Below are 25,770 nucleotides of genomic sequence, written 5' to 3' on the forward strand. Positions count from 1 at the left end.
TTATCACCTAATGTTGCTTTCTGCCAATTCAAAGTTGCGCTCCGCAAAAATATAAATTTTCTACGTTCGTATTAATCTACTATTGTGACTCTTCACTATATAATTAAAATAAAAAATGTAATGCGTAAACATAAACTTTATTAGATTTAAAATGTCATTTAACGTTTCGCATTCAAGACGTTCCTGAACCTAGCCAGACCTGGCTTGGTGAAGGAATGTGCTTTGGCTTCTCCAGAGGCTTGACCCTAATTTAACCAAAGCGAACTTGAATGCATTGTTATGTGAAGTGTACTTGCTATAATGTTTTTTTAAGCCTACATAATTCTTCAATTAAATATCTTTAGCTATCCCAACTATACTATAATTATTACAGTATAGCTCTAGCAATTCATATGAAAGTTTAGGTATGTATTGTTTATATTCTTTTGTCCCATACGGTGTCTTCTTGAGAATAGTTTTCAACTCAACAAACTGAGGTTGTTTCACCCTTGATACCATATATTTTGCTTTAAGTAATTCATCGTTTAGTTCATAATTTAGAGTTTGGTGATTAACTTTTAAGTTTGAAATATAATCTAAGCCAGTGTTTAGTATTAAATCGTGTTCAAGTTTGCAAAATCTGTCCTCTAAGTATTGTAATCCATGCTTTTTATAATCATTAGCTATCATAGAAACTGCATTTTTAACCGAATAAATATTATCATCATGAAAATAGTAAGCTTCTTTTATATTTGAAACTTTATTTTCATTGATGAGCACTTTTAATCTTATATTCGGGTTAAGAGTTCCGATATTTAGTGCATGGCTAAGTTCATATTTTTTATTAAAACAAGACGATATAGAACAATCAAAACTTTTTCCTTTTAAAGAATAACTAATGCTAAGCGTTTCATAGAGTTTATTACCCTTGTATCCTTTTACTCGGCTAAAATAATAAGTACTATCTTGGTACCGAATAAATGAAAATTCAGGAACTGAGATAGAAAATTCATTTATAAGTATCCCTTTTACATCTCCATTTTTTAATTCTCTACTCATGTCATCAGTATTTGTATTTCCTTTTGATTTACTCATCCATTTCATAAACTCTTCCACCTAAAAAACAATTTTTCATTTTAAATTTAATCCTACCCTTTTAAGGGCATTTCACATAACGTCTCGCATTCGAGACGTTCCTGAACCTAGCCAGACCTAGCTTGGTGAATGGATGTGCTTTGGCTTCTTCAGAGGCTTGACCTTAATATAGCCAAAGCGAACTTGAATGCATTGTTAGGTGTAGTTTTTCCTACTTTAAGCTTAAAAAACGAGGTAACTATAAACATGTTTAGCCTATATATGTCTTTACCAATAACCTTTATCTTTACCGTAATGAAATTTGTAGTTGGTATTCAAAATTTTGTCAGGCAATTCCTTATTCTTTATTCCTATTATCATAACAGAATCATTTGTTTTTTCTTTACCAAGAGCATCAATAAAATATGCATCTCTCTGAAGAAATATATACCCTAATAACTGATATAGCTTATAGGCATTATGTTTTCTGTCAACACATAAACTTGCAATATCACAGCTTATTTCATATAATTTTTCAATAGCTTTTTCTGCCAACACTTTTCCATATCCATTTCCTCTGTATTGAGGCAATATTGCTAATTCTCCAAAGCCACCTAAAATATACTCCTCTCCAACATATTCGCATTTCCTTTTATGTATCCCACAACTACCAATTGCTTTATTATTATCATACATGATAAATTTTCCAAAACTAACATCAACAAAATCTAATTCGCATTCTTCATCAGGAATATCTGCAAAACATATATTATTTATTTCCGTTATTTCTTTATTTTCTTTTTCACTAATATTTTCAGTAAGCATAAATTTTATTTCCATTACCATATCCCCCACTTCCAATCATTCAAATAATGTTGATTTACATTACTCTGCTATAGTGTTCTTATAGAATTTAATCCAAAAGTTCGTAATTTGCTACTTTAATTAGCGAAATTACACCTAACGTTTCGGATTAGAGATGTACCTGAACCGGACCCCAGAGGACTACTTCTTGGCGGTGCTTTGCACCCGGTGAAGGGATGTCTGCTAATCTTTTGTTAGGTGATGGAATTTGCTAATGTAAAACTTACATCGATAATATTTTTTATCTTAGTTTTTCCGTATTAAACCAATGACCTATAAAATACATACATTTCATTCTATTTTAAAAAACATAGAAATTGATTACTCTAAAGATATTTCTCATGTTAACTTAGTAACTTAAAACATTCTAAAAAACCTATTATGTGATATGTTTTAGTATTATTTATATGAACATCATATATTGAAAAAACAAAATAATTTCTTCTTTTCACTAACGGATGATAATCGTCTCTGTAGTCCTTTAAGTTCACTTCTCTAATCTGATTTATTATTTCACTATTATTTGTAACTGTTCTTATATTTTCAAAAACCATACTATTAAATGATCCTCTATTAGGATTTAAAATAGCTAATAATATTATAACTATAAAAGTAAATATTACGGCTAATCTAATAATATAAACAACCATTTTTTTAATTAGTTTATTTTCCATATTATTAACAAAATTACCTTTCAAAATAATCCACCTCTTATAAATTTATAAGTTTTTCACATGTAAAAAAATATTATTATGTTTCTAATAAAAATAAGAAACGGGATAAAACCTTCACAAGCAAATTCTTTCACCTAACGTTTCTTGTTCAAGATGTCTGCCAGCGTTACAGGAATTTAGAAAAACTTACATAGCTCTTATGTTAGCTTTTCTAAATTCCGACTCGGTTAGCTGGCGGATGTGATTTGCAATCTTTCCATGCAGAGCGGACTTGAACATTTTGTTAGCTGATGAGTCATGTTTATCACTCTTTAAATTCGATATTTCTACCACCTTCAGTCCTATTAGTTCAGCAAATAAGAATATTCACAACTAATAGTTCCCTCAATTCTTAATCTAGGATTTTCATAACCGTATCATATTTTTCTCGATATACTTCTTTGCTCTCATCTGATAGCTTGTTGTAGCTCCTTATTAGTTTATTCTTGACAAAGTCAATGCCCTCATCAATAGGGTAATTCCTTACTGCATATGCAAGCTGAAATAGCGATGGTAAATTATCAAAATGTGATATGGCATCAGCATCTGCGATGCATATTTCTTCCTTGGAGATTTTTTCTAGTAACTTGCTACCCCTGTGATTTAAGATGCACTTTTGAACTAGTTCTATTTTTTCCTTTGAGTAATTAAAGTTACTCAACATCTCCCCTGCAATTCTTGCACCATGGATATGATGTTCTTGATAAAAATTATAATCGGTAACAGAAGCAATATCATGAAGCCATGCACCTATTGTCACAACTTCAATGTCTGCACCATAATTTTCAGCTAAAATAATTGCATTTTTAACAACAGCTTTTATATGATAATATCCTCCAATGCCAAAAAAATTATCTTCGCTCTCACACCTTCTCTTTACCTCATCTTTTAGTGAATCTATAATATCTTGTCTCAAATATGTACCCTCCCAAGATAAATAATTTATATGACTAATCTTTTGATACTAAAATGATTCTCTTTGCTCGTAGCATTTTACTATGAACACTTCCCCCTATTCTTCTTTCAACGGAGGTATATCTATACAAAACATGACTTTTCAGCTAACGTCTCTTGTTGCTGACGTTTTGAAAACTTAGATACCCCCTATCTTAGTTTTTAAAATGTGCCTTGGCGATGATTCACTACTAACCTTTATATAGATTATAAACCATATATTTACACAATACTATATAAGAAAAGTCCACCAGCCAAGGCGGACAGCAACATTTTGTTAGATGTAGTTTTACCTCTACACATTAAACAAAGCCAAATATATCTAACCTTAAATTTATTTGGTAATAAAAGAATAATGTTAACTAAAGAGTAGTATCATTTTTCGGGGGTAACATAGATAAGAATTTTTCACTCTACAATTTGAGCGTAATCACCATATATCCATATCGCTTGCGTATTTGTTAAATAAATCTCACCTTGTTGAGGTAGATTGCCACAAGTAGTTCCTTTTTCACAGTGAACAGTTATTGTATTTTTAACATATCCCAAATTATAAGGTAAATTTCCTGCGGCAACCATACTCCCTGCACTAACTCCAAGATAGAACAATCCATTATCTACCGCTTGTATTGCAACCTCATTAAATCCTGTGCGATTAATTTCATCAAGCAAAACACTTGCGTTGCCGCCACTAAATAACAACACGTCATATTCATTCATTTCATCAACTGACAAAAGACGGAATATAGAGGGAATATTGTTCAAATTTAAAGGATGCATTCTAGAATAATTCTTTGATAAAATATATCTTAAATCATAAACAAAAATATTCTCCGGTAATATCCCCATGTTTTCCAACTCAAATATACCCAATAAAAGCCCCTCACGTGCACCATCATTATTTGTTAACGCAGAAGGTACGAGAATAATTTTTATTTCTTGAGGTTTTTTCATTATCTGAGTAAAAAACAATTTTTTTAAACTTTCACTTAATCCTGCAGAAGTAAGAAGTATTTTTTTCAACATTACACCACCTAATATAAATAATCTGTGCATCGCGTAATAGATTACAATTGAATATAATAAAAGCGACCTAAAAAATTATTGAATTATCGCTCTTTTTCTCTAAAATTACATCTAACGTCTCGCATTCAAGACGTTCCTGAACTTAGCCAGACTTGGCTTGGTGAAGGAATGTGCTTTGGCTTCTTCATTGGCTTGACCATAATTTAGCCAAAGCGAACTTGAATGCATTGTTATGTGCAGTTTTAGCTACCACATTTTAAGCTGAATTTGCCCTAGCTAACTTTTAATTTCTTTCGAATTATAAAAAGATAACGAAACAACTTTTTAATGATATTTGGGAGTATACATAGATATGATTTACACAAATCTATGTATGTTCCTTATTTATATAATTCCATAGCTCCATAACAATCAGGTGTCACTTCTCCTGTATCAGGGTTTCTTAGAGAGTTTATATTAAACATATATCCTGTTTTCCCATACCTTCCAAGCTTACTCTCATCATACCGTTCACTATCCATGCAGATATGAGTTGCTTTAAGAGCAACGGTGACACTGTTGCTGTTTTCAAAATGCTCATGTTCCCATAATAATTCACATTCAATATTGAGAAAGCATTCTTTAATACGCGGAGCATGAACTGTTATTGCTTTTTCAGCTGTCAATCCGGACATAGTAATTTCATCGTCATCAAAGCCATTATTGTCTATTGTTTTTGTACATTTGTCATACACATCCCTTGATGGGAAATTAAGAACACAGCATTTTGTCTCATTTAATGTTTGATATAAATGTCCATGCTTTGATACAGAACCAATAATACAGATAAATTCTCCAGAATCGCCAATAAAAGTTGACCAAGACTGCAAACAGGCATTTTCTTTTCCGTTTGATTTGTATGTAGTTATTAAAAATAATGGTGATGGAATAGCTGTGACAAAATCCTGCCAAGAAAAGGAGGACAGTTCTCCAGGCCATGCTTCCATTATTTTTTCAGGTTTAGTTGTAAATTCTTTTTTCATAATCTTCACCTTCCTATATACATTCAATTCTTCCAAAGTTCTTTAATACTGAAATATTTCTAAGTGTTAATACGCCCTGAAGCTTCTTCTTTACAATTTCCCAATATTCAGCGTCTCCCCATCTCCAGTCAGGAGTCCAACTACCATCTTCTTGCTGGGTTTCAATGATAAAATTTAAGTGATGTTCCACTAAGAGCTTATACTTTTCATAAAATGAATGAGTTGGTGAAGTAATAATATTACAAGGACCAGTAGTATAATCATTTTTCCATTCACTTTCGTCCAGATTCATAGAATTGTCAGCTTTTTCAAGAAGATGAGAACACAAATTATTTTTTAGTTCATTATCATCTAAAGCTTGAACAAAATACAACATTGATTTCATATCATAGGGTAATGAAGTATAAGATGTGTATACTTTTTCAATTGGTATACTAATGATACTATGTAAAATTTTTTCCGGAACCAACTCTTTATATCTATATAGTATACCCGCTAGTGCAGCATTGGTGGTTGGATTATATTGTTCTATTAACTGTTTACGGCTTTTAGGCTTGTTTATTATGTTTTCAATGTATGTATACCACATAGCATGAGGATATTCATTAACTTCTGGTACAAGTATGTTATTCCATTGCCCAATAGTATAATTATAGTTTTGTAATAAATAAGGTATTAACCTTTTAATAACAGGATGTTCATAAGAAGGATTTATTCTGAATATGTGTCGACATGCACTCTCAGTATGTCTAAGGCATGAATTGGGGTAACCTAAGTCATAATCAAGCTTGCCAAAACCACCGTCCTCACACTGATATTTTTCAAGAATGTTCATAGCTTCTTCAGAAGATTTGCCCAAAATAACAGTTTCAAATACTGCGCATTCAATGTCAGCTGCAGTATCTTTCATATATGAATACGCTCTCTCGAAAGCATCTGCTGATAAAATCATATAAATACACCTCCACTTTTATTAGCCAAAATAATCTTATAAGATAATTATTAATATCTAACTATTACCGCTCAATAAAATACAATTTAAAATTTAAAGCTATCACTCTGTAAATCTAAAATTGCACATAACTATTAAACCCATGAATCAGGTTCGCTAAATATGCCATATTTACTTAGACTCGCGAACCTGTTTCGCTAATTCTTAACTATAACTGATAATTCCTTAGTACATAGCAAATTACCATTATTCATTTATTAGATTTGCATAATTAGTCAATCATACAAAAAATTACTTATCAATTTTAAATACTATGCTTCCTTTTCAAGAATAACCAAAGCATTACAAGCCAGCCCATCCGTACCACTCATCTGAGTAATCATACTTACTGTCCAGCCACTATTTAGCAAATTATTGAGTTCTTCAGTATTATCCTTTCTACCATTTGTTGTAACAATAAATGCCATTTGCTTCTTTTCCATATTCATATCCTCCTTTTTTATATATAGGCAAAGCTTCCCCCAAAAATTGCACAATACTTTATTTTGCTTCTTTTCCATATATTATTCAATAATTATATAGTTCGATAAACATGTGTAATTACCTTCATTAATTTTAAAAATCATTTATTAAATCACTTTAGCTATGTTAACTAAAAAATGTTCAACCAGTTTATGTTAACTGCCGCTTATAAGTGCATTACTTTTTATCAAAAACTCCAGCTAGATAACTAGTTAACTTTTTTTCTATTTATCTATATTTCTAGTTAACTAGTTATCTAGCTGCACTTTAGAGCTAATAGAGCTTTCTGCAATCTCTAACAGAAATTCCTCCAAGATTATCGCACGTTTATCCTAGCCATAACCGCCTCCATCAAGGCCTCATACCCTGTCTGCTTTTTCGAAAGCACCTTAACACTTGCTCATCAATGGTTCTTTTATAAATTATATGATGCATAACCACATTATCTTTTTGCCCCAGTCTCCAAAGCCTAATATTAGCTTGCTCGTAAGTTCAAAACTCCTAGTAAGTCCAAACCATATAACTGTTAAGCCCCCTACATGAAGGTTAAATCCAAACCACATGATTGTTAAAACACCTGCTTGCAACTTAAATCAATCACCTGATAACAAAACAGAACAGAAAAACAATTTTAAACTAATTTTCCTATACGCGCCTATACCTACACCTGCATATGCTCACTCTTTCTTTTTTACTATTTTTATTTATATAGCTATCAATTTGTTCCAACTGTTCCAAACAGCTTGCCTATCTTTAACTCACTAGCCTTTTAAGTGAATCAGTTTGGAGACAAGCTATAGCACAACCCTACTGAAGTTCCTTTACTCTGGAATAAGCACGCTGTTTTCCGTAGATAGGAAAATTGCTTGTTCCGTTTTTGTTGCCGCAATACCTGTCCCAGTCGCTGATTTTTCTCATGATGGCTCCGATAGCATAGGAATCCGCTGTTTTCATAGAAGAAGCATCCTTGCCAAAGCACTCGCACCAAATTTCCATGTTGCACACAAGGTTTCGTTTTACAGTGCCTATGCGGGTGCCGCTAGCAAATTCGCTGCCGCTTAGAAAATTTCTGCGCTCATATAAAGACAGGGTGTCCCAATTCTCAGGCAAAAGAACATCAAGATAAGCACGAACCAAGCCTTCACGTTCATCCGTTTCCATGGCATCTGCCTGCTCACTGCCGGCTAGAACAGCCTCCTCACCTTCAAGGTAAAGTTTTTCCCCTCGTTGATAAAGATATAAAGCCTCTGCCCAAATCTGCTTTACTTCTTCAGGTGTAATCTGCCAGGACTTTTTATCAGCATTGCCGCTGATAGGTACGGGCCAAAATCTGCGGTTGCCTGTTATATCACGCAAAAAACCATTCTCAGCGTTGGTAGAACCAACAATGACGCACTGGCGAGGATGATTTTCTACGTTAACTCCATAGCTTGCCCTATATTTATCATCTACTCTTGACACAAAGGATTTTACAATTTCAACCTCGGTCTTGCGCATTCCTGCAAGCTCGCCAAGCTCAAGTATCCAATAACCCTGCAGCTTTTCGGGACCAGACTTATCCTTCATATCTGTAATAGTTAAGCTGTCTGAAAACCAATCTCCCGCTAGCTTTGAAAAGAAGGTGGATTTACCGATGCCTTGGGGCCCATTTAAAATAAGCACACTATCAAATTTTGTTCCCGGATGATAAATTCGTGCCACTGCCGCCACAAGTGTTTTTCTGATCACGGCTTTTGTATAACTGTTATTAGCTGCACCAAAATAATCTATAAGAAGATTTTCCGCGCGATTAACGCCATCCCATTTAGGCAAATTATCAAGATATTCCTTAATGGGATGATAAGCCCTTTCTGAAGCAACTGCCAGCACAGCATCCTTTGTTTTAGTTGGGGAATAAATTCCATACCTGCTGCTTAGATAAACCTTTAAACAGGCATTATCAGAATCATTCCAACCGCTCTTTATCTGCTCCCAAGGCAGGCCGCTCCTAGCATCTATACCATCACGATGGCAGTTAAAAGCAAGTGACTTAAGCCCTTCATCGGAGCTTAAAATCATAACAATATTATCAAGAGTATCCTTTATTCTGCCCTGCTTATCAAGTTCTAAAGCTGTCTGCCAATCAACCTCTGAAAACTCCTCCGCAGCCTGCACTTGCCTCTCTTTTACAAACTCTGCTTTTACTTTAGCATCCTTAACAGCAAAGTCCCGCATTGCAGCAAAAGAAGGAAGCTTGCTTTCTGCTGTATTTACAGCCGCCTTATCATCAAGCTGACCAAATTTATGTATACGCACAAGGTCAAAGGCATTTAAAAGCAGACCGCTTGCAGGGTCTGTGGCATGATGGCTGTAGGCAAATTTATCCTCATAAATAATTACACCTGCACTGCTGTCAGCAAGAATATAATCATAGCGGCCCTCCATCATTGAAGGTGCATAAACCTCAGCCAAGAATTTTTCAATTGCCTCGCGAATCCCATAAGTACGACAGAAGGTTCCTATAACCCCCTCCTTTAAAAGTGGGTCTGCCTGTTCTTTTAAACTTCTTTTTATAATCTGAGACTCACGGGAAGATACGGGCCAAGTAGTGGTATCCCTCCAATTATCATATTTTGCAAGGTATTCCTCCGGGTCAAGTAATATCCCGCTACTTTCCTTATATACAAATACACCATTTGAAGAGGTGGAAGGCCAGTACATAAGGCGCTCTGCTTCATAGGTTGTAGCATCAAAAAGGTCAATGCCTATTTCCTTTGCCACCATACGGCTGACAGCTGCATACTCTTCTTCGCTGATTTCACGGGCAAGAGGAATTATTAAACGAAGTCTTGGATTTTCCGGCGTATGTTTATGGGTTGAATACATGCAGCATTTAAAATCAAAAAGCATTGTAATCTGCTCCCATATGTCTGCTGTTCCATAATCCATATCCAGAGTCAAAAGTGAACGGCAAAGCACATGACCCTTCTTTCGTCTGCCATCTCTTAAGTGTCCACCCACAAAACCCCCTACGTCTTTAACAGCATCCTGCTGTCCTTTTTTTAGCTTACGATATTCTTCTACGGTTTCTGTTGTTTTTTGTGTAGTCTTTACACGAGTGGTAAAAATTTCCCAGGAAATATCTGTATTTTTCCAATTTTTATCCATGCGTCTATTTCCCACTGCTATTTTCATAAAATATCAACCTCCTCTAAGTTCTCATTAAAATACCTTATTAAAAGTTTAAGCTTCTTTGCCTTTGCAATTTCTTCAGCCATAGCCTTTGATATGGTACTTCCAAACACCCAAAGCTCACTGCATTTCCCAAGTAAAATCATGGCTAGTTCCCGTTTTATAGGATTATCAGTATCCAAAAGCTTAGAAAAAAGCATGTAAGAAGCAAGGGGAATATAATTTTTCCTTATGGCAAAGCTGCAAAAATCACGAGTCTTTTTTACATCTCTGCCGGTATTTCCTGAATAATTGGAGCAAATATACACAAAAGGCTTAAAGACAGAGTTTTTCTCTGCCTTTTTCTCATTAGAAAGGTTAGTAAAGGTTACAATAGGAATTGGATCAAAACAGCCTTCAGAATTTAATTTATTAACTCTCATATTGCTAAGCCTCCCCCAAGTATCGATTAATAAAATACTGCTGCCCTTTACCTGTAACCTTTGTTGTTTTTGAAATTGTAACGTGACCATCAGAATGCGTAATTGCTGTTTCTTTAACCTTGAACAACCCTAATTCCATAGCCATTTGTGTTGGAGCATTATAGTCTGTCCCTTTACGCTTTATAAGAAATCCTTCCTGACGCAGGCGTTCAAACAAACGATTTTGACCAATAGCTGCACCATTGCCTTTAAGGATTTTCGCAAGCTCCCCAATAAGAATTGTCCCATCCGATACTGCTACTGCATTTGCAAACACAACCTTTGGCTTATCCTCTGTTACCTTAATTTGCAGACGTTCCTTTTCCGCTCTTTCAGCCTTAAGTGCAGTTAATACCTTGATCCAGGAATCCGGATCATTCATAATCTCTTCAAGCTTCTGCGTGGTAATATAGGCACCATGCTTATTAATAGAAGGTAAAACCTCATCAAAAACCCATTGCTCAAAACGCTCTGCAGCAGGTAATTTACTGTGGGTTATAAGACGATATAGATTTCCTTCATCTATAAACTTAGCTTGCTGAGTTCTGCCAATATTGTCCATGACTGAACGAAACGTTACCCCATCTTCACGGCAATGATCTTTGATTGCTTTCTGCGGATTTGTATAACCTAGCGCTGATGCAATATCAGTTCCGCAAAATATTACCTTCCCATTTTCTTCAATGGTTCTGACTATACCAAACTCTGAATTTTTAAAAATTTGTATTTCGCTCATAGAAATACCTCCGTTAAATTTATTGAGGAAATATCCTCTGCCTATAAGCGAAAAAGATGGTATAATCGAACCCCTAATTATCTAAGATTTTTTATTCTTCTTGTTCCTCATTCCTTTTTATAAAATTCACACTCATAACCCTCAGCCTTAAGAATAAGTCCCTTTGCCCATGCCGGTGTTTCACTCATAAGTGCACATATTTCCTCTGCAGAAGATATATTATTTGGTGCTTCTATTACAACTTCATCGTGGACATGCATGACGATTTTAAAGCCACAGGAAGATAACCTAAGCATTGCCTCTGCTAAAATATCACGACTAATAGCTTGTACAATATTCTCTGTAAACTTAGGGCCATAGCTTTCTATCCTTTCCCATTTCTTACTGCCGCCCACGCCTTCATAGGTAACAGATTCGCCGCCGAATTTGTTACCTGCAATAAGTGGCTTTATATAGGAAAGGCTTCTGCCGCTTGGAAGTTTAATAAAGAGAATTCCACTTTCATAAAAAATCCTGATGCCATAAACTTCTAGAGGTTGTTTTGTTTTTATTACAGTTTTCACCGCACGGTCTATTCCCCACCAAAGAGAAGTAATATTAGGATTAGTATTTCTCCAAGCTGTAACTAAGGGCTGCAGTTCGTCCTCTAAAAGTCCCATGTTTGTTGCACCCATTGCTTTAAGGGCCCCTACAGAGCCGCCGTAGCCTAAGGCCAATTCTGCTATTTTGCCCTTCTGCCTTAAGTACCCATTAACACCGTTTTTCTCAACGGGAACCTTAAACATCTGTGAGGCTGAGGCGCAGTAGATATCTCCGCCACCTGCAAATACCTCCATTCTCCAGCGTTCATTTGAAAGCCACGCAAGGACCCGGGCCTCAATTGCACTTAGATCACTTATGATAAATCTATGCTTAGGCTTTGATGTAAAGGCTGTTCTGATTAACTCCGACAGCACAGTTGGAATGCTGTCATAAAGCAAATCCAAGGCTTCAAGGTTGCCGGCTTTAACTAAAGCACGAGCTTCTTTTAAATCGGGAATGTAGTTTTGAGGCAGGTTTTGCACCTGGATTAGCTTGCTGGAATATCTGCCAGTTCTATTTGCGCCATAAAATTGAATTAACCCCCTGGCTCTACTGTCACTGCAAACTACCTTTTCCATAGCTGCATATTTTTTTACGCTGCTTTTTGCAAGCTGCTGTCTTATAGAAAGTGCATCCTGTACTTCTCCCTCAGTGTCTTCAATAAGCTTTGAAACTGCATCCTTTGAAAGAGATGCTGTTTCCATACCCTGCTTATAAAGCCAAGCTTTTAATTGCGCTGGAGAATTAGGGTTTAGAAGCCCTGTCAGCACCTTTGCTTTATTAATATTTTCTGCTTTAAATTTTTCATCACAGAAAATTGCCTGCCTTACAAAATCCATATCAAGAGCAATACCTCGGTCATTGATTATCTGATCCAAGCAGTAATTTTCCCATTCGGTTCCCGATACAGGAAATTTAGATAATTTATTTTGTATTTCCATTTCTGTTTCCACATCACGCTTATTATAAGAAATAAACCTTTCCCATTTTTCTGCGTCATGATAAGGCAGATTACGAGTACGCCCAACCTTTGATTTGCCCTGAGCACATGGAACACAAAAATATTTAATTAAGTTTTTTCCTTCTGATAGCTTCTGCTTTTCAAGTCCCAAAACTTCTCCCACAGCCTCAAGGGATAAGGGAAGTCCTAAGGCTAATGCCCATACCCTGGTGCAGTGCCAGGACGTAGGTGAAAGATAAGTACCAGCTTTCATGCCAAGCCACCTTGACAAGCAGATTCTTTCAAACTGCGCATTAAAGGCCCACTTAATAACAGAAACATCAGTAAGAGCATTTATAATTTCAATTGGAATTTTTTCGCCGCTTGCAATATCCGCCACCACAACCTCGCCACCATCTATTGAATATCCAAAAAGCAATATTTCAAAATCCTTACTTTCTGCATAGCGATAAACACCGGACCTTTGAAGATTAATGCTGGAAAAGGTTTCAATATCTATTGAGATATATTTCATATAAATACCATCCTTTCAAAAGAATAAGGCAGCAGAATATCCTCCGCCGCCTCATCTTATAATTATTTTTTCTTATGATAAAAAATCTTCCTCTTCCAAAATAGTGAAATCCTCAGCTGCATTAGTTCTGGCGCTTAATGGCTCGCCATCCTTAATCTTTTGGAGGTTGCCAAGCCAGCAGGCAACACCTTTGCTGTTATTACTGTTAAAAGCAAAAAAATTCAAAGACACCCTTGCATAACAGCCGCTGTAAACTTCACTGTGGTCAAGAATGGGCTTTACTGCCTTGTCCACAATCTCAGGTGCAATTATACTATTGGCATTTACAAAATAATGGCCTTTGTAGGCATCATCCTCTTGACGCTCAACGTCGCCATCCCTTAAAGGCAGCTTTATGGCAGCCTTATTTGGCTTTTTGCCCCCAAACTTTGCGATACCCTCTTCAATTGCCGCATCTACCGCTGAATTAATAGCATTTATAGTTTCTGTATCCGTTTTAGGTACAAGCACTGATACAGAATATTTCTCCGGACTGCCGTTAATTGAAATGGGCTCCCAGCCGTTGAAATAGCTTAAACGAGTGTTTGTACCTGTAATAACCTTAGTTTTGTTTCCCTTTGCCATAATTTTTATCCTCCGTAATTTCATTAAATTCTTTATTTATCTTTGATGCTGAAAGCATAGCTTGGTTACTCATTTACAAGTCCCTCCGCAGCTTTCAAAACCTCAGCATAATGCTTAGGATCAATCTCGCTTAACTTGGTTGCACCATATTTCTCAATGATTTCTCGAACCTTGGCAGTCATACCAGCTTGGCTCTTTTCTGCAAGGACAGCCCTTACATCCTCAAGCTTAACTTTCTTATTAGCTGACTTTGCTGTTTTCTTTGGCTCTGACTCTTCAATTGAAGCAGGCTTCGTATCTTCAGCTGCAGGTTCACCTTCTGCCATTGCCTCGCAAACAGCCTGCAAACTATCTGCCAAAGAACGCATATCTGAAACCAAATCAAGCAGCAGCTTAATTTTACTCATGGCTTTCACCTCCTTTAACTTCACGGATTTCCACAGTTTCAACGGAATCCCCCGGTGTAAGCACAAGTACATTCATTTTTTCACCAAAAAGAAAATCTAATAATCTTTTGCGAATTTGCCTTGTGCCGCTTTCAACAACTGGCTTAGGATTGCCGCTTGGATGTGCAATGTTGATACTTACCTTATGTTTTAAACTCATAGATTTCTCTCCTTTCAAAGGTTTTTTAACCCTCTGTCCATATGCAAAAATTTTAGAGGAATCGAACCCCCACTTTTCAAAACTTTATTTAGAAAAGCTTTCTCTCTATTTTTCAAAGCTTTATTTAGGGGATTGCTCCCCTATTTTTTAGATCTTTTTACGAAGGTTCTCATAAATCTTTTTTAAACGGTTTCTAATAGCAGCCTCCTTAACACCTTCTTCTGCAGCGATAGAAACCTTGCTGCGCTTTTCATAGAATACTTTCTTAATAAGCTCCTTCTGCTGAGGCTTTAGTGTTTCAATTGCTGCTCTTAGCCTGTCTATCTTTTCCTCTTGCTCAGTTTCTTCAATAGACTTAATAATGCTTTCCAATGGGTGATAAGTATTATCAATTAAATATGGATTGCGGTCAGCTGCATCAGCTTCGCTTTCATCGTAATAAGCATTCATGTGTACTGGCACATGATAATTTTCACGTCTGTCAGCATCTACCTCTGCATCGTCAAAACTATGCAGAGTGGCAATGATAGCGGTTGTTGTTTCCTCCTCATTAAGCTTAATTGTTATTGCCTGCCCTTCTAGTGGGTAGTAGATATAGTTGGTACGGTTCTTTTGGCTGGTTTTGTAGTTTCTTGACATAATTGCACCCTTTCCGCCATCTTGCTTTGGCGGCAAAGGATACAAAAATAGGGTTTGTGCCTAAACGAAGTACACAAACCCTAAAAATGAGCGCAATAAGGGAGGGTACTTCTATTGCAACGCAGCTGTTTTTATTAACAGTGTGAAACAATATGTATCCTTTGCCTTATTGCAAATCAGGCATTGAATGTTTTGATTAACAAAATAGATTTGACTTTCTGGATATATTATGCAATAAAAAAACGTTAAAACCTCAGACACAATTGTGTCCGATATTTTCGAAAAAATGGGTCATTCTGTTGGTTTGATATGTAAGCAGTTATATTTTCTAGTTGCAAGGAATAAAAAAAGACCGGACACAACTGTGTCCGGTCTCTTAATTTTGCATGTATTTTTTGAGAGTGCCATAGAAAATAATAACAAATATCAAGAAATAACAGAAAACTAATTGAGTCTTTCTAAGTTTAGATGTATAATAATGAAGGTTATTTATAACTATTTTCAGCTTCGTGAGGTGAAATAATGGAAGAAAAATTAAATGATAAATGGATTAATATTGAAGAAGCTGCTGATTATTTGGGAGTCAAATCTGTAACAGTCCGTGGATGGATAAGAAATGGGAAGGGGGTTCCAGCGCACAAAATCGGAAAGCAGTGGAAATTCAAATGCTCCGAACTTGATGCTTGGGTGAAAAGTGGCAAGAGCGCCATTGAATAATCACTTTCAAAAACTATATTGAATAACATTAGATTCGGAGGAATAAACGAAAATGGCAGTTAAAAAAACAGAGCTATACAATTCCCTATGGGCAAGTTGTGACAAATTAAGGGGCGGAATGGATGCCACACAATATAAGGATTATATTTTAACGCTGTTATTTATGAAATATGTAACAGATAAATATTTAGGCGATGATTGGGCAGATATTACTGTTTTTGATAAATCCCATGATCCTGAGCCTGACCCTGATAAAAGAACTGGTTGTAGTTTCAATGATATTATTGCATTGAAAAATAATAAAAATATTGGTGAAGGTATTGATAAAATTATCGCTCGCTTCACCGAACCAGAAAAGAATAATCGTTTAAAGGGTGTTATTGATAACGTACATTTTAATGATGAAACGAAGCTTGGTAAGGGCCAAGAAATGATAGATAAGCTTACAGGCATTATAGCTATTTTTCAACGCCCAGAATTAAACTTTAAAAATAACAAAGCTACAGGCGATGATATTATCGGAGATGCTTATGAGTATTTGATGCGCCATTTCGCATCTGAAAGTGGTAAGAGTAAGGGACAATTCTACACGCCTGCAGAGGTTTCTCGTATTCTAACCAAGGTAATTGAAATTGATAAGTGTACAAAGAGAGCTGCAGAGGTATATGATCCAGCATGCGGTTCTGGTTCCCTTTTAATAAGAGCATTGGAAGCTGCACCATTTGATACTGTAAGTGGATATGGTCAGGAAAAAGAAGTTACCACAGCAGGCCTTGCTTTAATGAATGCAGTGCTTCATAACAAAACAACTGTTGTTATTAAGTCAGGCAATACTTTCTCTGATCCACAATATAAAAAAGATGGTGACGATACTCAACTGAAGAGATTTGATTACATTGTGGCTAATCCTCCATTTTCTCTTAAGAACTGGACAGATGGTCTTGAAGAATATGGTAGATTTGACGGATATGGTGATAGACCACCTGAATCAAATGGTGACTATGCATGGCTTATGCATATATTGAAGTCGCTGAGAAATGATGGTAAGGCTGCTGTAGTTTTACCTCTCGGTGTTCTTTTCAGAGGAAAAGCAGAATCAACAATCCGTAAAAGTATCGTTGACAAAGGTTGGATAAAAGGAATTATTGGCCTTCCACCTAACCTATTTTATGGTACAGGAATATCAGCGTGTATTCTAGTTATAGATAAAGAAGGTGCTGAAAACCGCGGCGGTATTTTTATGATTGATGCCAGTAATGGATTTGTAAAGGATGGAAACAAGAACCGTCTACGAGAACAGGATATCTATAAAATTGTTACTACTTTTAATGAACAGATTAAAACGGATAAGAAGTATGCACGTTTTGTTCCAAATCAGGAAATCAAAATAAAGAATAAGTACGACTTGAATATTTCCAGATATATTGATTCTTCTGATGTGTCGGATTTACAGAGTATTCAGGCTCATATTCATGGTGGTATCCCTGCTGTGGATGTTGAAAGCTTAGCTAAATATTGGAGTGCATTTCCAACACTCAAAGATTCATTATTAAAAGAACACAGTGAGGGCTTCTTTGCTTTAAAGGTCGATAAAGATCACATTAGACAAACAGTTTATTCTAATGAAGAGTTTGCTGCCTATGGTAATAAGGTTGATAATGCCTTTTTACGTTGGAAAAATTATGCTGAGGGGCCACTTACTACAGTAAATGCAGACACTGACATTAAGAAAATGATTATATCCTTAGCTCAGAAGCTTATAGCCGAGTATGAACCACTAACATTACTTAATAAATATGACGTTTATCAGGTTCTTCTCGCTTATTGGAATGAGATATTAAATGATGATGTCATGATGATTAAGGCTGATGAAAGAGGCTACGGTCTTGCTAGAGATACAGAAAACATCATGGGAACGGTAACATCCGGTAAAAATAAAGGTGATGAAAAGATTATTGGTTGGGAGCCAGTTTTGATACTTAAGGAAATTGTCATCGCAGCTCTTTTTCCAGAAGAAAAGAAAGCAATTGAAGATGCTCAGGTTGTTGCAGCCGAAACAGAATCAAGACTTGCAGAACTATTAGAGAACACAGATGAAAACTCAGTGCTTTCTTCTATCTCTGAGGATGGAAAAGTAAAGATTAAGGATATCGAGGCAGAAATCAGCACAATTCTTTCTCACCTTCACACTGAGGAAACAGATGCGCTTGAAAAGATGTTAGCTATTTTTCCTGACATCAAAACTAAGAAATTGTATACCGAATATATTGAAAAACAACCCCTCTGTAAAAATGCATACACTGATAAAGGTACTGTGAGCGCAAAATCAATCAATGAGCGATTAGCAGAAGTACGCAATGTTTCTGAAATACCCGAAAAGTACAAGGCCGACTACGATGAACTAACAGTAGCACTTGACCTCATAAAGAAGGCTGACGAATTTAGTAAGCTCATAAAAGAGTTTGAAGCTGCGCTTGATAAAAAATGTCGTAATCGATATAAAACTCTTACTGACGAAGAGATTATGGACTTGTTAGTTAATAGAAAATGGTTCTATACAATCTGTAATGGCATTGAAGAACTGTATTCGGCTATTTCCCACCGTCTTGCTAATCGTATCATTGAACTAGCTGAACGCTATGAAGATACTCTGCCAGAACTTTCAACAAAGGTTGAAGATTACGAGGCAAAAGTTAAGTCTCATCTGGAAAGGATGGGATTTGCATGGTAATCGGATGGATGACAGAAGAAATTAGAAATATAGCCGATATCTATAGTGGGGGAACTCCGAGTACTTGCAACCCTTCTTACTGGAATGGAGATATTATATGGTGCACTCCATCTGATATTACAAACCAAAAAAGCAAATATTTAAAGACAACTGAAAGATGCATAACTAAAGAAGGTTTGGCAAATAGTGGAGCGACATTATTGCCGAAAGGAACGTTATTATTATGTACTAGAGCAACAATTGGTGAAGTGGTTATTGCTACAACCAGGGTTGCAACAAATCAAGGCTTTAAAAATCTTGTATGCCGCGATTCCTTTGATAATGAATTTATTTATTATGCTATAAAACCTTTGAAAGACGAAATGATAAAGAAAGCTCATGGTTCAACTTTTCTTGAAATCTCAAAGAAAAGTCTTGAAGATATAAAAATAAATATACCAATTGACAAAAGCGAGCAAACAGCTGTTGCCAAAGCACTTTCCGATATAGATGACCTTATCACAAGCCTTGAAAAACTGATTGGAAAGAAAAAGGTTATAAAACAAGGTACTATGCAGGAATTGCTGACCGGAAAGAAAAGACTTCCAGGGTTTGAAGGAGAATGGAATAAATCTACACTGGAGCAGTTATGTTATCTGATTACAAAACAAACAGGATTTGACTATAGTGCAGAAATTAAACCATCACTTGTTACTACAAATCAAAATGGTACAATACCTTTTATTCAGAATAAAGATTTTGAAAGTTTTAGTATAAATTACGATACGGACTTTTATATTCCATATAGCATAGCAATTAAGTATTCAAAAATATTATTGGATGAAGTATGTTTGCTAATTTCAATTTCTGGACGTATAGGAAATGTCGCTGTATTTGATAATGAGTATACTGCATTTGCTGGTGGTGCTGTTGGTATTGCAAAGTTAAAAGATGCATCTATGGCTGAATGGTGTATGCTTTATCTATTGTCTGATGATGGGCAGAAGCAAATTTTTTCTCATGAAAAAGTAGGTGCTCAACACAATCTGACTGTTGAAGATGTTAGAACTCTAGAGATAATGATTCCTGAGGAGAAAGAAAGAAAAAGTATTATAGAAATCCTATTAGATATGGAATCTGAAATAGAACAATTACAAGAAAAATTAGTCAAGTATCGCAAAATCAGGCAAGGCATGATGAGCGAATTGTTAACTGGGAAAATACGACTTATATAAATGGGGGTTATCTAATGAGTATAGGGGAAGCTGAGTTTAAAACTCAAAAGAAAGTTATTAAATTTTTTAGGGATAAAAACATCCTTGATTATGCCTACATGGGCAATCTCAAGGATAAGGTTAATAAGAATATTGACGAAAAAAGGCTAGCTACTTTCTTAAAAGGACATGGCTATTCTGACGTTGTTATTAGACGTGTGACTGATGAATTATTACGTACTGCTAATAATGCACAACATGATATTTACAACGTAAACAAGAATGTCTATGAACTTTTGAAATACGGTATAAAAGTAAAGCCAAATGCGGATGCTGCGCCTATTACAGTGTATCTAGTTGATTTTGAACATCCTACAAATAATGATTTTGCAATTGCTGAAGAAGTTACAGTTATAGAAAACCAGGAAAAGAGACCTGATATTGTAATCTATTTGAATGGTATAGCTGTTGCTGTAATTGAACTTAAGAAAAGTAGTGTAAGTGTTTCTCTTGGTATTAGACAGAACCTAACTAATCAGAAGAAAGAGTTTATTGAGTCTTTTTTCTCTACAGTGCAGTTCTGTATGGCAGGTAATGAAATCGAAGGTTTGCGCTACGGAACACTAAAGACAAAAGAAAAATATTATATGGAATGGAAGCCGGATGGATTTCTTTCTAATGAAGATGAGCGTGATCCGGCTGACGTTCGAATTCAGAAAAAGTGCATGGAATTTAATAATATGCTATTAGAGCAGATTTATTCCATGTATGATAAGGAACGGTTTATCGATTTGATACACAACTTCATTGTGTTTGATAAAGGTACTAAAAAGGTGTGCCGCTACAATCAATATTATGGAATAAAGCGTGCACAAAGCCGTATTAGCAATATGAAGAACGGAATAATCTGGCATACACAAGGAAGTGGTAAAACACTGACAATGGTGTGGCTTTCTAAGTGGGTGCTTTCCAATAATCCAGATGCTCGTGTTTTGATCGTTACAGACCGTGATGAATTGGACGAGCAGATTGAAAAAACATATATTGGTGTTAATGAAAAAATCGTGCGAACAAAAAGTGGACGAGACTTAATTGAACGCTTAAATAAATACGATGATTCACTTATATGTTCCCTTGTGCATAAATTTGGCAAGCGCGGTGGCGAAACAAGTGAAGCTGATTACGACAAATACATTGAAGAATTACAGAAGTCACTTCCATCGGATTTTGAGGCCAAAGGAGATTTATGTGTATTTGTTGATGAGTGTCACAGAACGCAGTCTGGTAAGTTGCATGCGGCAATGGAAGCAATTATGCCAAAAGCTATCTTTATCGGTTTTACTGGCACACCTTTATTGAAAAAAGATAAAGCAACCAGTATTGAAGTATTCGGGTCTTATATTCATAGTTATAAATATAATGAAGCTGTTGCTGATGGTGTTGTTTTAGATTTGAGATATGAGTATCGTGATATTCCGCAGGAACTGTCTTCACAGGATAAAGTAGACCAGTGGTTTGACATAAAAACACGCGGCCTATCTCCCCGTGCAAAAGCAAAGTTAAAAGCTAAATGGGGAAATATGCAGAAGGTGTATAGTTCACGTTCTCGATTAAGTAAAGTTGCATGGGATATAGTTGAAGATTTTGAGATGAAACCAAGACTTGAAGATGGAAACGGTAATGCAATTCTAGTGGCGGAAGATATTTATACAGCATGTAAGTATTATGAAATCTTTTTGTCACTTGGATTCAAAAAGTGTGCCATCATCTCATCTTACACACCTCTTCCTGGTAATCTAAGAACTGATACAGTAAGTGATGAGGATGACACAGAAACCTTTGAAAAATATGAAATCTATTTGAAGATGCTTGGCCTCGACCCTACTAACTTACCAGAAAAATTGCATATTCAAAAGAAGGTAGAAGCTTTCGAGGATCAGGCAAAGAAAAAGTTTATTGATGAGCCTGCTAATATGAAACTTCTGATTGTAGTTGATAAGCTGTTAACAGGATTTGATGCGCCACCTTGCACATATCTGTATATTGATAGAAAGATGCACGATCATGGACTCTTCCAAGCAATCTGTCGTGTTAACAGGTTGCATGGTGATACAAAAGAGTTTGGTTACATTGTTGATTATAAGCAGCTTTTTGGTGATTTGACTGATGCAGTAAATGCGTATACTTCTGGTGCATTTGAAAACTATGACGAAGAAGACGTAAAGGGCCTTATTAAAAATCGTAGTACAGAAGCAATAAAACATTTCAAGGAAGTCTACGATGAGATCGAAGAATTGTGCGAAGGTGTAGAAGAGCCGCGCGAAGACTTGCAATACCTTCATTATTTCTGTGGTAGCGAGATAAACGATGAAGAAACAGAACAAGCATACCAGCGTCTTCGTGAAAAATTATATCGTTTAGTAAGTACTCTAGTTCGTGCTTTTTCTGAAGCTAAACCATATTTTTGTGAACAATTATCATCTTCTGAAATACTGGCCTATGAAAAGAAGGTTACATTTTATATTGCATTAAGAGAATCTATCGGTAATAAAAGTGGAGACTTCCTAGATTACAAAGCCTACGAGCCTGATATGCGCAAGATGATTGATAACTACATTACAGCTTCCGAGAGTGTTAAGATTGGTGAATTTGATGATTTTACATTGCTTGATTTTATTATTGATTTAGGCAAAGACATGACTGACGAAACAGATAAAGGTAAAAAAGAAGGTGCGGCAGAAGCCATTGAGAATAATATCCGTCGTAAGGTTGTAGAGAAGGTCAGCGTTAATCCTAAGTATTATGAAAAGATGTCAGCGATTCTAAGTGAACTAATTGCTCAGAGAAAAAGAGGCGTTGAAGATTATGCTGAGTTGCTTGCTAAATATATAGAGCTAGCTCGTAAGGTTGAAAAACCTGATGAAAATGAGGATTACCCTGAAAGTATCAGAAAAAGTCGCGCATTACAGGCGCTTTATGATAACACTGGCTACGATGAACAATTAGCAATTAAACTAGACGACATAGTGATTCGTGAAAAACAAGCAGCCTTCCGTGGTGACCCAATTAAAGAAAATCATATAAAACGAGGATTGTTCAAAGTCTTAAATGATAAGACAGAAGTAGAACGTATATATAAGATTATTGAGAAACAGGAGGAATACTAATGCAACTTACATTATCAGGTATTCCTATTGAAGTTGAAAAAAAGGCTATCAAAAATCTTCATTTGTATGTTAAACCACCTTATGGGAATGTTGTCATTTCAGCTCCACTGACCATGAATGACAAGGCAATTGAGATGTTTGCAAGAACGAATCTGAGCTGGATAAAGAAACAGATTAGTAAATATGAAGAACAGTCACGTTCTTCTAAAAGACAGTATGTTTCTGGCGAAACCTTATATATTTGGGGTAAACAGTATTTCTTGTACTTTGAAGAAAATCGCTCGAAAAATTCGTTTGAAATTCATGGCAATAAAGTTGTTCTTTCCATGCGCGCTGAAAGTACAGTCAAGCAACGTGAAAGCTTTGTGCGTGAACAGTACCGTGCTATGCTGCAAGCTGAGATAAAGCGACTGTTGCCCAAATGGGAAGAATTGACCAACCTCCATTGTGATTCGTGGCAAACAAAATACATGATTACTAAGTGGGGTACCTGCAATACAGATAAGAAAAAATTGTGGTTCAATTTACAACTGGTACAAAAGCCGATAGAGTGTCTGGATTATATAATTTTGCACGAATTGATTCATTTACGAGAGCGTACGCATAATGCTATATTCAGTGCATATATGAATTTGTACATGCCAAATTGGAGAGAACTGCGTAAAACTCTAAATGATTCAAAATTGGATTATTATGAGCAATATGAAAAAAGTGCTCTGCATAAATTAATTGACCAGACTCGCTTTAATGACATTAAGGATTCTATTTTAGAATATCTAGCAAATGAAAGTTCAATCTCTAAATCGGCAGATGCAGCAGATTTAGAGATTGAAAATGTCCTTCATATTGATCAACCGCAGGAAGGATATATTACTTTCGATGTTATCGTTTCCTGTGACATCGAAAAGTTATCATCAAAAAGCGGAAAATCATCCTTTACAGAAAAGTGGTTTAGCGTGCATTGTCAGCTTAGTGTAGCTACAGAGCTTAAAGATTTTACTGTTTTATGTGTTGATGCTTGTGAAGCACAAGAGGAAGCTGATAATGATAGTTTCTCAGACGAACTAGTTCCTATTATAACGAGAGATAAATTTGAAGAGGAAGCTAATAAATTCTTAACAAAATATTACCCACAGGCTTTGTGCCAATCAGTTCCGGTTCCAATAAGAGAGATTGCCAGAGATCAAATGAATCTCAATATTGTGGAAAATGTTCATTTATCTGAGGAACTTTCAATTTTCGGCTTGATTGCTTTCGAGGATGGGAAAATATATGGTAAGAATCGTAAAATTCTTATCAAGGACGCTCAGCGTGGAACAATGTATATTGACCCAAGAGTATACTACGAAAGAACCTTAGGAACGGTTAACAGCACCATTGCACATGAATGCTTTCATTGGTATAGACATCAACCATATCATATACTAATGAATATAATAGGTTCAAATGATAGGATTGGAAAGAATATCAAATGTTCTATTGAAACAAATGTAAAAGACAGTGGAAAATGGAAAGCCATTGATTGGATGGAATGGCAGGCTAATGGAATAGCAATGCATATTCTTATGCCATCTAAAACAGCTAAAATTAAAATAGAGCAGTTATTTAGAGAATATAATATTTGCTTGAATGAAGGAAAAAACATAGAAAATATTGAACTCGTGATAGATGAATTATCTCGGTTCTATGGTATTTCACGCCAAGCTGTAAAGATAAGAATGCAGGAATTAGGATATGCCATTGTTGATGGTGCATACAACTATGTGAATGGCCGCTATATTCCACATTTTACTTTTAAAGCTGAAGCCATTGGGAGAAATCAGACATTTACGATTTCTGCTGCAGATTTGTTTAAAGCCTATTGCTTTAACCCAACTTTTCGAAAAATTATCGATTCAGGCAAGGTAGTATATTTAGATGGACATTTGTGTATTAATCGACCAGAATATATTCATATTGATGATATCGGTATAGCGCATATGTCTTCATATGCTTTAGATCATGTGGATGAGTGTTGTCTATTGTTTAATGTTGGATATACTTATGAATCCAAATATCATGACCAAGCAAACTACTCATATTTTCTGACAAAAGCAGTGCTGCAACCTTCTGGTGTTGAGTATTCTTTTGTAATGACTGATTATAATAGGGCACTTCTTGAACAGATTCAGAATGCACCTAAACAATCAAATGCTATGCGCAGATACCCAGGCTCGTTTGCAGAGACTTTAGTACAGTTAATGAAAGAACAAAAGATGTCAAATAAAGAACTGGCCAACGCTTCCCTTGTAGGTGAAAAAACAATTCAGCGATTAAGAAATGATGAGGAGTATTCTACAACAATACAGTCTGTACTTGGTTTGTGCATTGGACTAAAACTCTCTCTTCCTGAAGCGGAAATGTTATTGGACAAATCAAATATTAAATTAAACTCCATGAAAACGGAAGGATACATTTATAAGTGTATTTTAGGTGCATGTGCTATAAATAATATTTATCAAATAAACGAAATGCTTGAAGCTTATAATATTCAACCTTTAGGAAGTACTTCATATGATTAGT

22 protein-coding genes are annotated in these 25,770 nt (G+C 35.7%); 5 read left to right on the forward strand and 17 right to left on the reverse strand.

Features of this window, described 5'->3' with window-relative positions:
- Positions 1-330: 330 nt before the first annotated feature.
- From JK636_RS18775 to JK636_RS18855, 17 genes are all read right to left on the reverse strand, one after another.
- On the reverse strand, positions 331-1,083 hold the full coding sequence (locus JK636_RS18775; protein ID WP_202750517.1) for a hypothetical protein: 753 nt from the start codon (positions 1,081-1,083) through the stop codon (positions 331-333).
- 258 nt (positions 1,084-1,341) lie between these two features.
- Positions 1,342-1,893, reverse strand: coding sequence for a GNAT family N-acetyltransferase (locus tag JK636_RS18780; protein WP_202750518.1), 552 nt, complete (start codon positions 1,891-1,893; stop codon positions 1,342-1,344).
- A gap of 368 nt (positions 1,894-2,261) precedes the next feature.
- Positions 2,262-2,615: a hypothetical protein gene (locus JK636_RS18785; RefSeq protein ID WP_202750519.1), complete on the reverse strand. Its 354-nt coding sequence runs from the start codon at positions 2,613-2,615 to the stop codon at positions 2,262-2,264.
- A gap of 367 nt (positions 2,616-2,982) precedes the next feature.
- Positions 2,983-3,546: an HD domain-containing protein gene (locus JK636_RS18790; protein ID WP_202750520.1), complete on the reverse strand. Its 564-nt coding sequence runs from the start codon at positions 3,544-3,546 to the stop codon at positions 2,983-2,985.
- Positions 3,547-3,992: 446 nt separating this feature from the next.
- A complete protein-coding gene (locus JK636_RS18795) occupies positions 3,993-4,607 on the reverse strand; it encodes a Type 1 glutamine amidotransferase-like domain-containing protein (RefSeq protein ID WP_202750521.1) in 615 nt (204 codons plus the stop codon).
- Between the two features lie 383 nt (positions 4,608-4,990).
- Positions 4,991-5,632 (reverse strand): flavin reductase family protein, encoded by a 642-nt coding sequence (locus JK636_RS18800; RefSeq protein WP_202750522.1) that lies wholly within the window; start codon positions 5,630-5,632, stop codon positions 4,991-4,993.
- 13 nt (positions 5,633-5,645) lie between these two features.
- Positions 5,646-6,584 carry a hypothetical protein gene (locus tag JK636_RS18805; RefSeq protein ID WP_202750523.1) on the reverse strand — a complete coding sequence of 313 codons (939 nt, stop codon included), beginning with the start codon at positions 6,582-6,584 and terminating at the stop codon, positions 5,646-5,648.
- A 311-nt stretch (positions 6,585-6,895) separates the two neighbouring features.
- The gene (locus JK636_RS18810) at positions 6,896-7,066 is read right to left on the reverse strand and encodes a hypothetical protein (protein WP_202750524.1); all 171 of its coding nucleotides are present in this window, start codon (positions 7,064-7,066) and stop codon (positions 6,896-6,898) included.
- A 462-nt stretch (positions 7,067-7,528) separates the two neighbouring features.
- On the reverse strand, positions 7,529-7,669 hold the full coding sequence (locus JK636_RS18815) for a hypothetical protein (RefSeq protein WP_202750525.1): 141 nt from the start codon (positions 7,667-7,669) through the stop codon (positions 7,529-7,531).
- 244 nt (positions 7,670-7,913) lie between these two features.
- A complete protein-coding gene (locus JK636_RS18820) occupies positions 7,914-10,280 on the reverse strand; it encodes a virulence-associated E family protein (protein WP_202750526.1) in 2,367 nt (788 codons plus the stop codon).
- Positions 10,277-10,699 (reverse strand): DUF7768 domain-containing protein, encoded by a 423-nt coding sequence (locus tag JK636_RS18825; protein ID WP_202750527.1) that lies wholly within the window; start codon positions 10,697-10,699, stop codon positions 10,277-10,279. Before JK636_RS18825 ends, JK636_RS18820 begins: the two co-directional genes overlap by 4 nt.
- Positions 10,700-10,703: 4 nt before the next feature.
- Positions 10,704-11,474: a phage antirepressor gene (locus JK636_RS18830; protein ID WP_202750528.1), complete on the reverse strand. Its 771-nt coding sequence runs from the start codon at positions 11,472-11,474 to the stop codon at positions 10,704-10,706.
- Positions 11,475-11,581: 107 nt separating this feature from the next.
- The gene (locus JK636_RS18835) at positions 11,582-13,531 is read right to left on the reverse strand and encodes a DNA polymerase (RefSeq protein WP_202750529.1); all 1,950 of its coding nucleotides are present in this window, start codon (positions 13,529-13,531) and stop codon (positions 11,582-11,584) included.
- A gap of 72 nt (positions 13,532-13,603) precedes the next feature.
- A complete protein-coding gene (locus tag JK636_RS18840) occupies positions 13,604-14,155 on the reverse strand; it encodes a DUF2815 family protein (RefSeq protein ID WP_202750530.1) in 552 nt (183 codons plus the stop codon).
- Between the two features lie 65 nt (positions 14,156-14,220).
- Positions 14,221-14,562, reverse strand: coding sequence for an rRNA biogenesis protein rrp5 (locus JK636_RS18845; protein WP_202750531.1), 342 nt, complete (start codon positions 14,560-14,562; stop codon positions 14,221-14,223).
- Complete coding sequence (locus JK636_RS18850; protein ID WP_202750532.1) at positions 14,555-14,761, reverse strand: hypothetical protein; 207 nt, start codon at positions 14,759-14,761, stop codon at positions 14,555-14,557. Before JK636_RS18850 ends, JK636_RS18845 begins: the two co-directional genes overlap by 8 nt.
- A 147-nt stretch (positions 14,762-14,908) precedes the next feature.
- The gene (locus JK636_RS18855) at positions 14,909-15,400 is read right to left on the reverse strand and encodes a sigma-70 family RNA polymerase sigma factor (RefSeq protein ID WP_202750533.1); all 492 of its coding nucleotides are present in this window, start codon (positions 15,398-15,400) and stop codon (positions 14,909-14,911) included.
- A 522-nt stretch (positions 15,401-15,922) separates the two neighbouring features.
- Between JK636_RS18855 and JK636_RS18860 the strand changes: the two genes are divergently transcribed.
- From JK636_RS18860 to JK636_RS18880, 5 genes are read left to right on the forward strand one after another with little or no spacing between them, the layout of a single operon-like run.
- A complete protein-coding gene (locus JK636_RS18860) occupies positions 15,923-16,117 on the forward strand; it encodes a helix-turn-helix domain-containing protein (RefSeq protein ID WP_202750534.1) in 195 nt (64 codons plus the stop codon).
- A 52-nt stretch (positions 16,118-16,169) separates the two neighbouring features.
- Positions 16,170-18,848: a type I restriction-modification system subunit M gene (locus JK636_RS18865; protein ID WP_202750535.1), complete on the forward strand. Its 2,679-nt coding sequence runs from the start codon at positions 16,170-16,172 to the stop codon at positions 18,846-18,848.
- A complete protein-coding gene (locus JK636_RS18870; protein ID WP_202750536.1) occupies positions 18,842-20,062 on the forward strand; it encodes a restriction endonuclease subunit S in 1,221 nt (406 codons plus the stop codon). Before JK636_RS18865 ends, JK636_RS18870 begins: the two co-directional genes overlap by 7 nt.
- 14 nt (positions 20,063-20,076) lie before the next feature.
- On the forward strand, positions 20,077-23,208 hold the full coding sequence (locus JK636_RS18875) for a type I restriction endonuclease subunit R (protein ID WP_202750537.1): 3,132 nt from the start codon (positions 20,077-20,079) through the stop codon (positions 23,206-23,208).
- Complete coding sequence (locus JK636_RS18880) at positions 23,208-25,769, forward strand: YgjP-like metallopeptidase domain-containing protein (protein ID WP_202750538.1); 2,562 nt, start codon at positions 23,208-23,210, stop codon at positions 25,767-25,769. Before JK636_RS18875 ends, JK636_RS18880 begins: the two co-directional genes overlap by 1 nt.
- Position 25,770 lies beyond the last annotated feature (1 nt).

The organism is Clostridium rhizosphaerae, from assembly GCF_016765585.1.
Classification (GTDB): domain Bacteria; phylum Bacillota; class Clostridia; order Clostridiales; family Clostridiaceae; genus Clostridium_AT; species Clostridium_AT rhizosphaerae.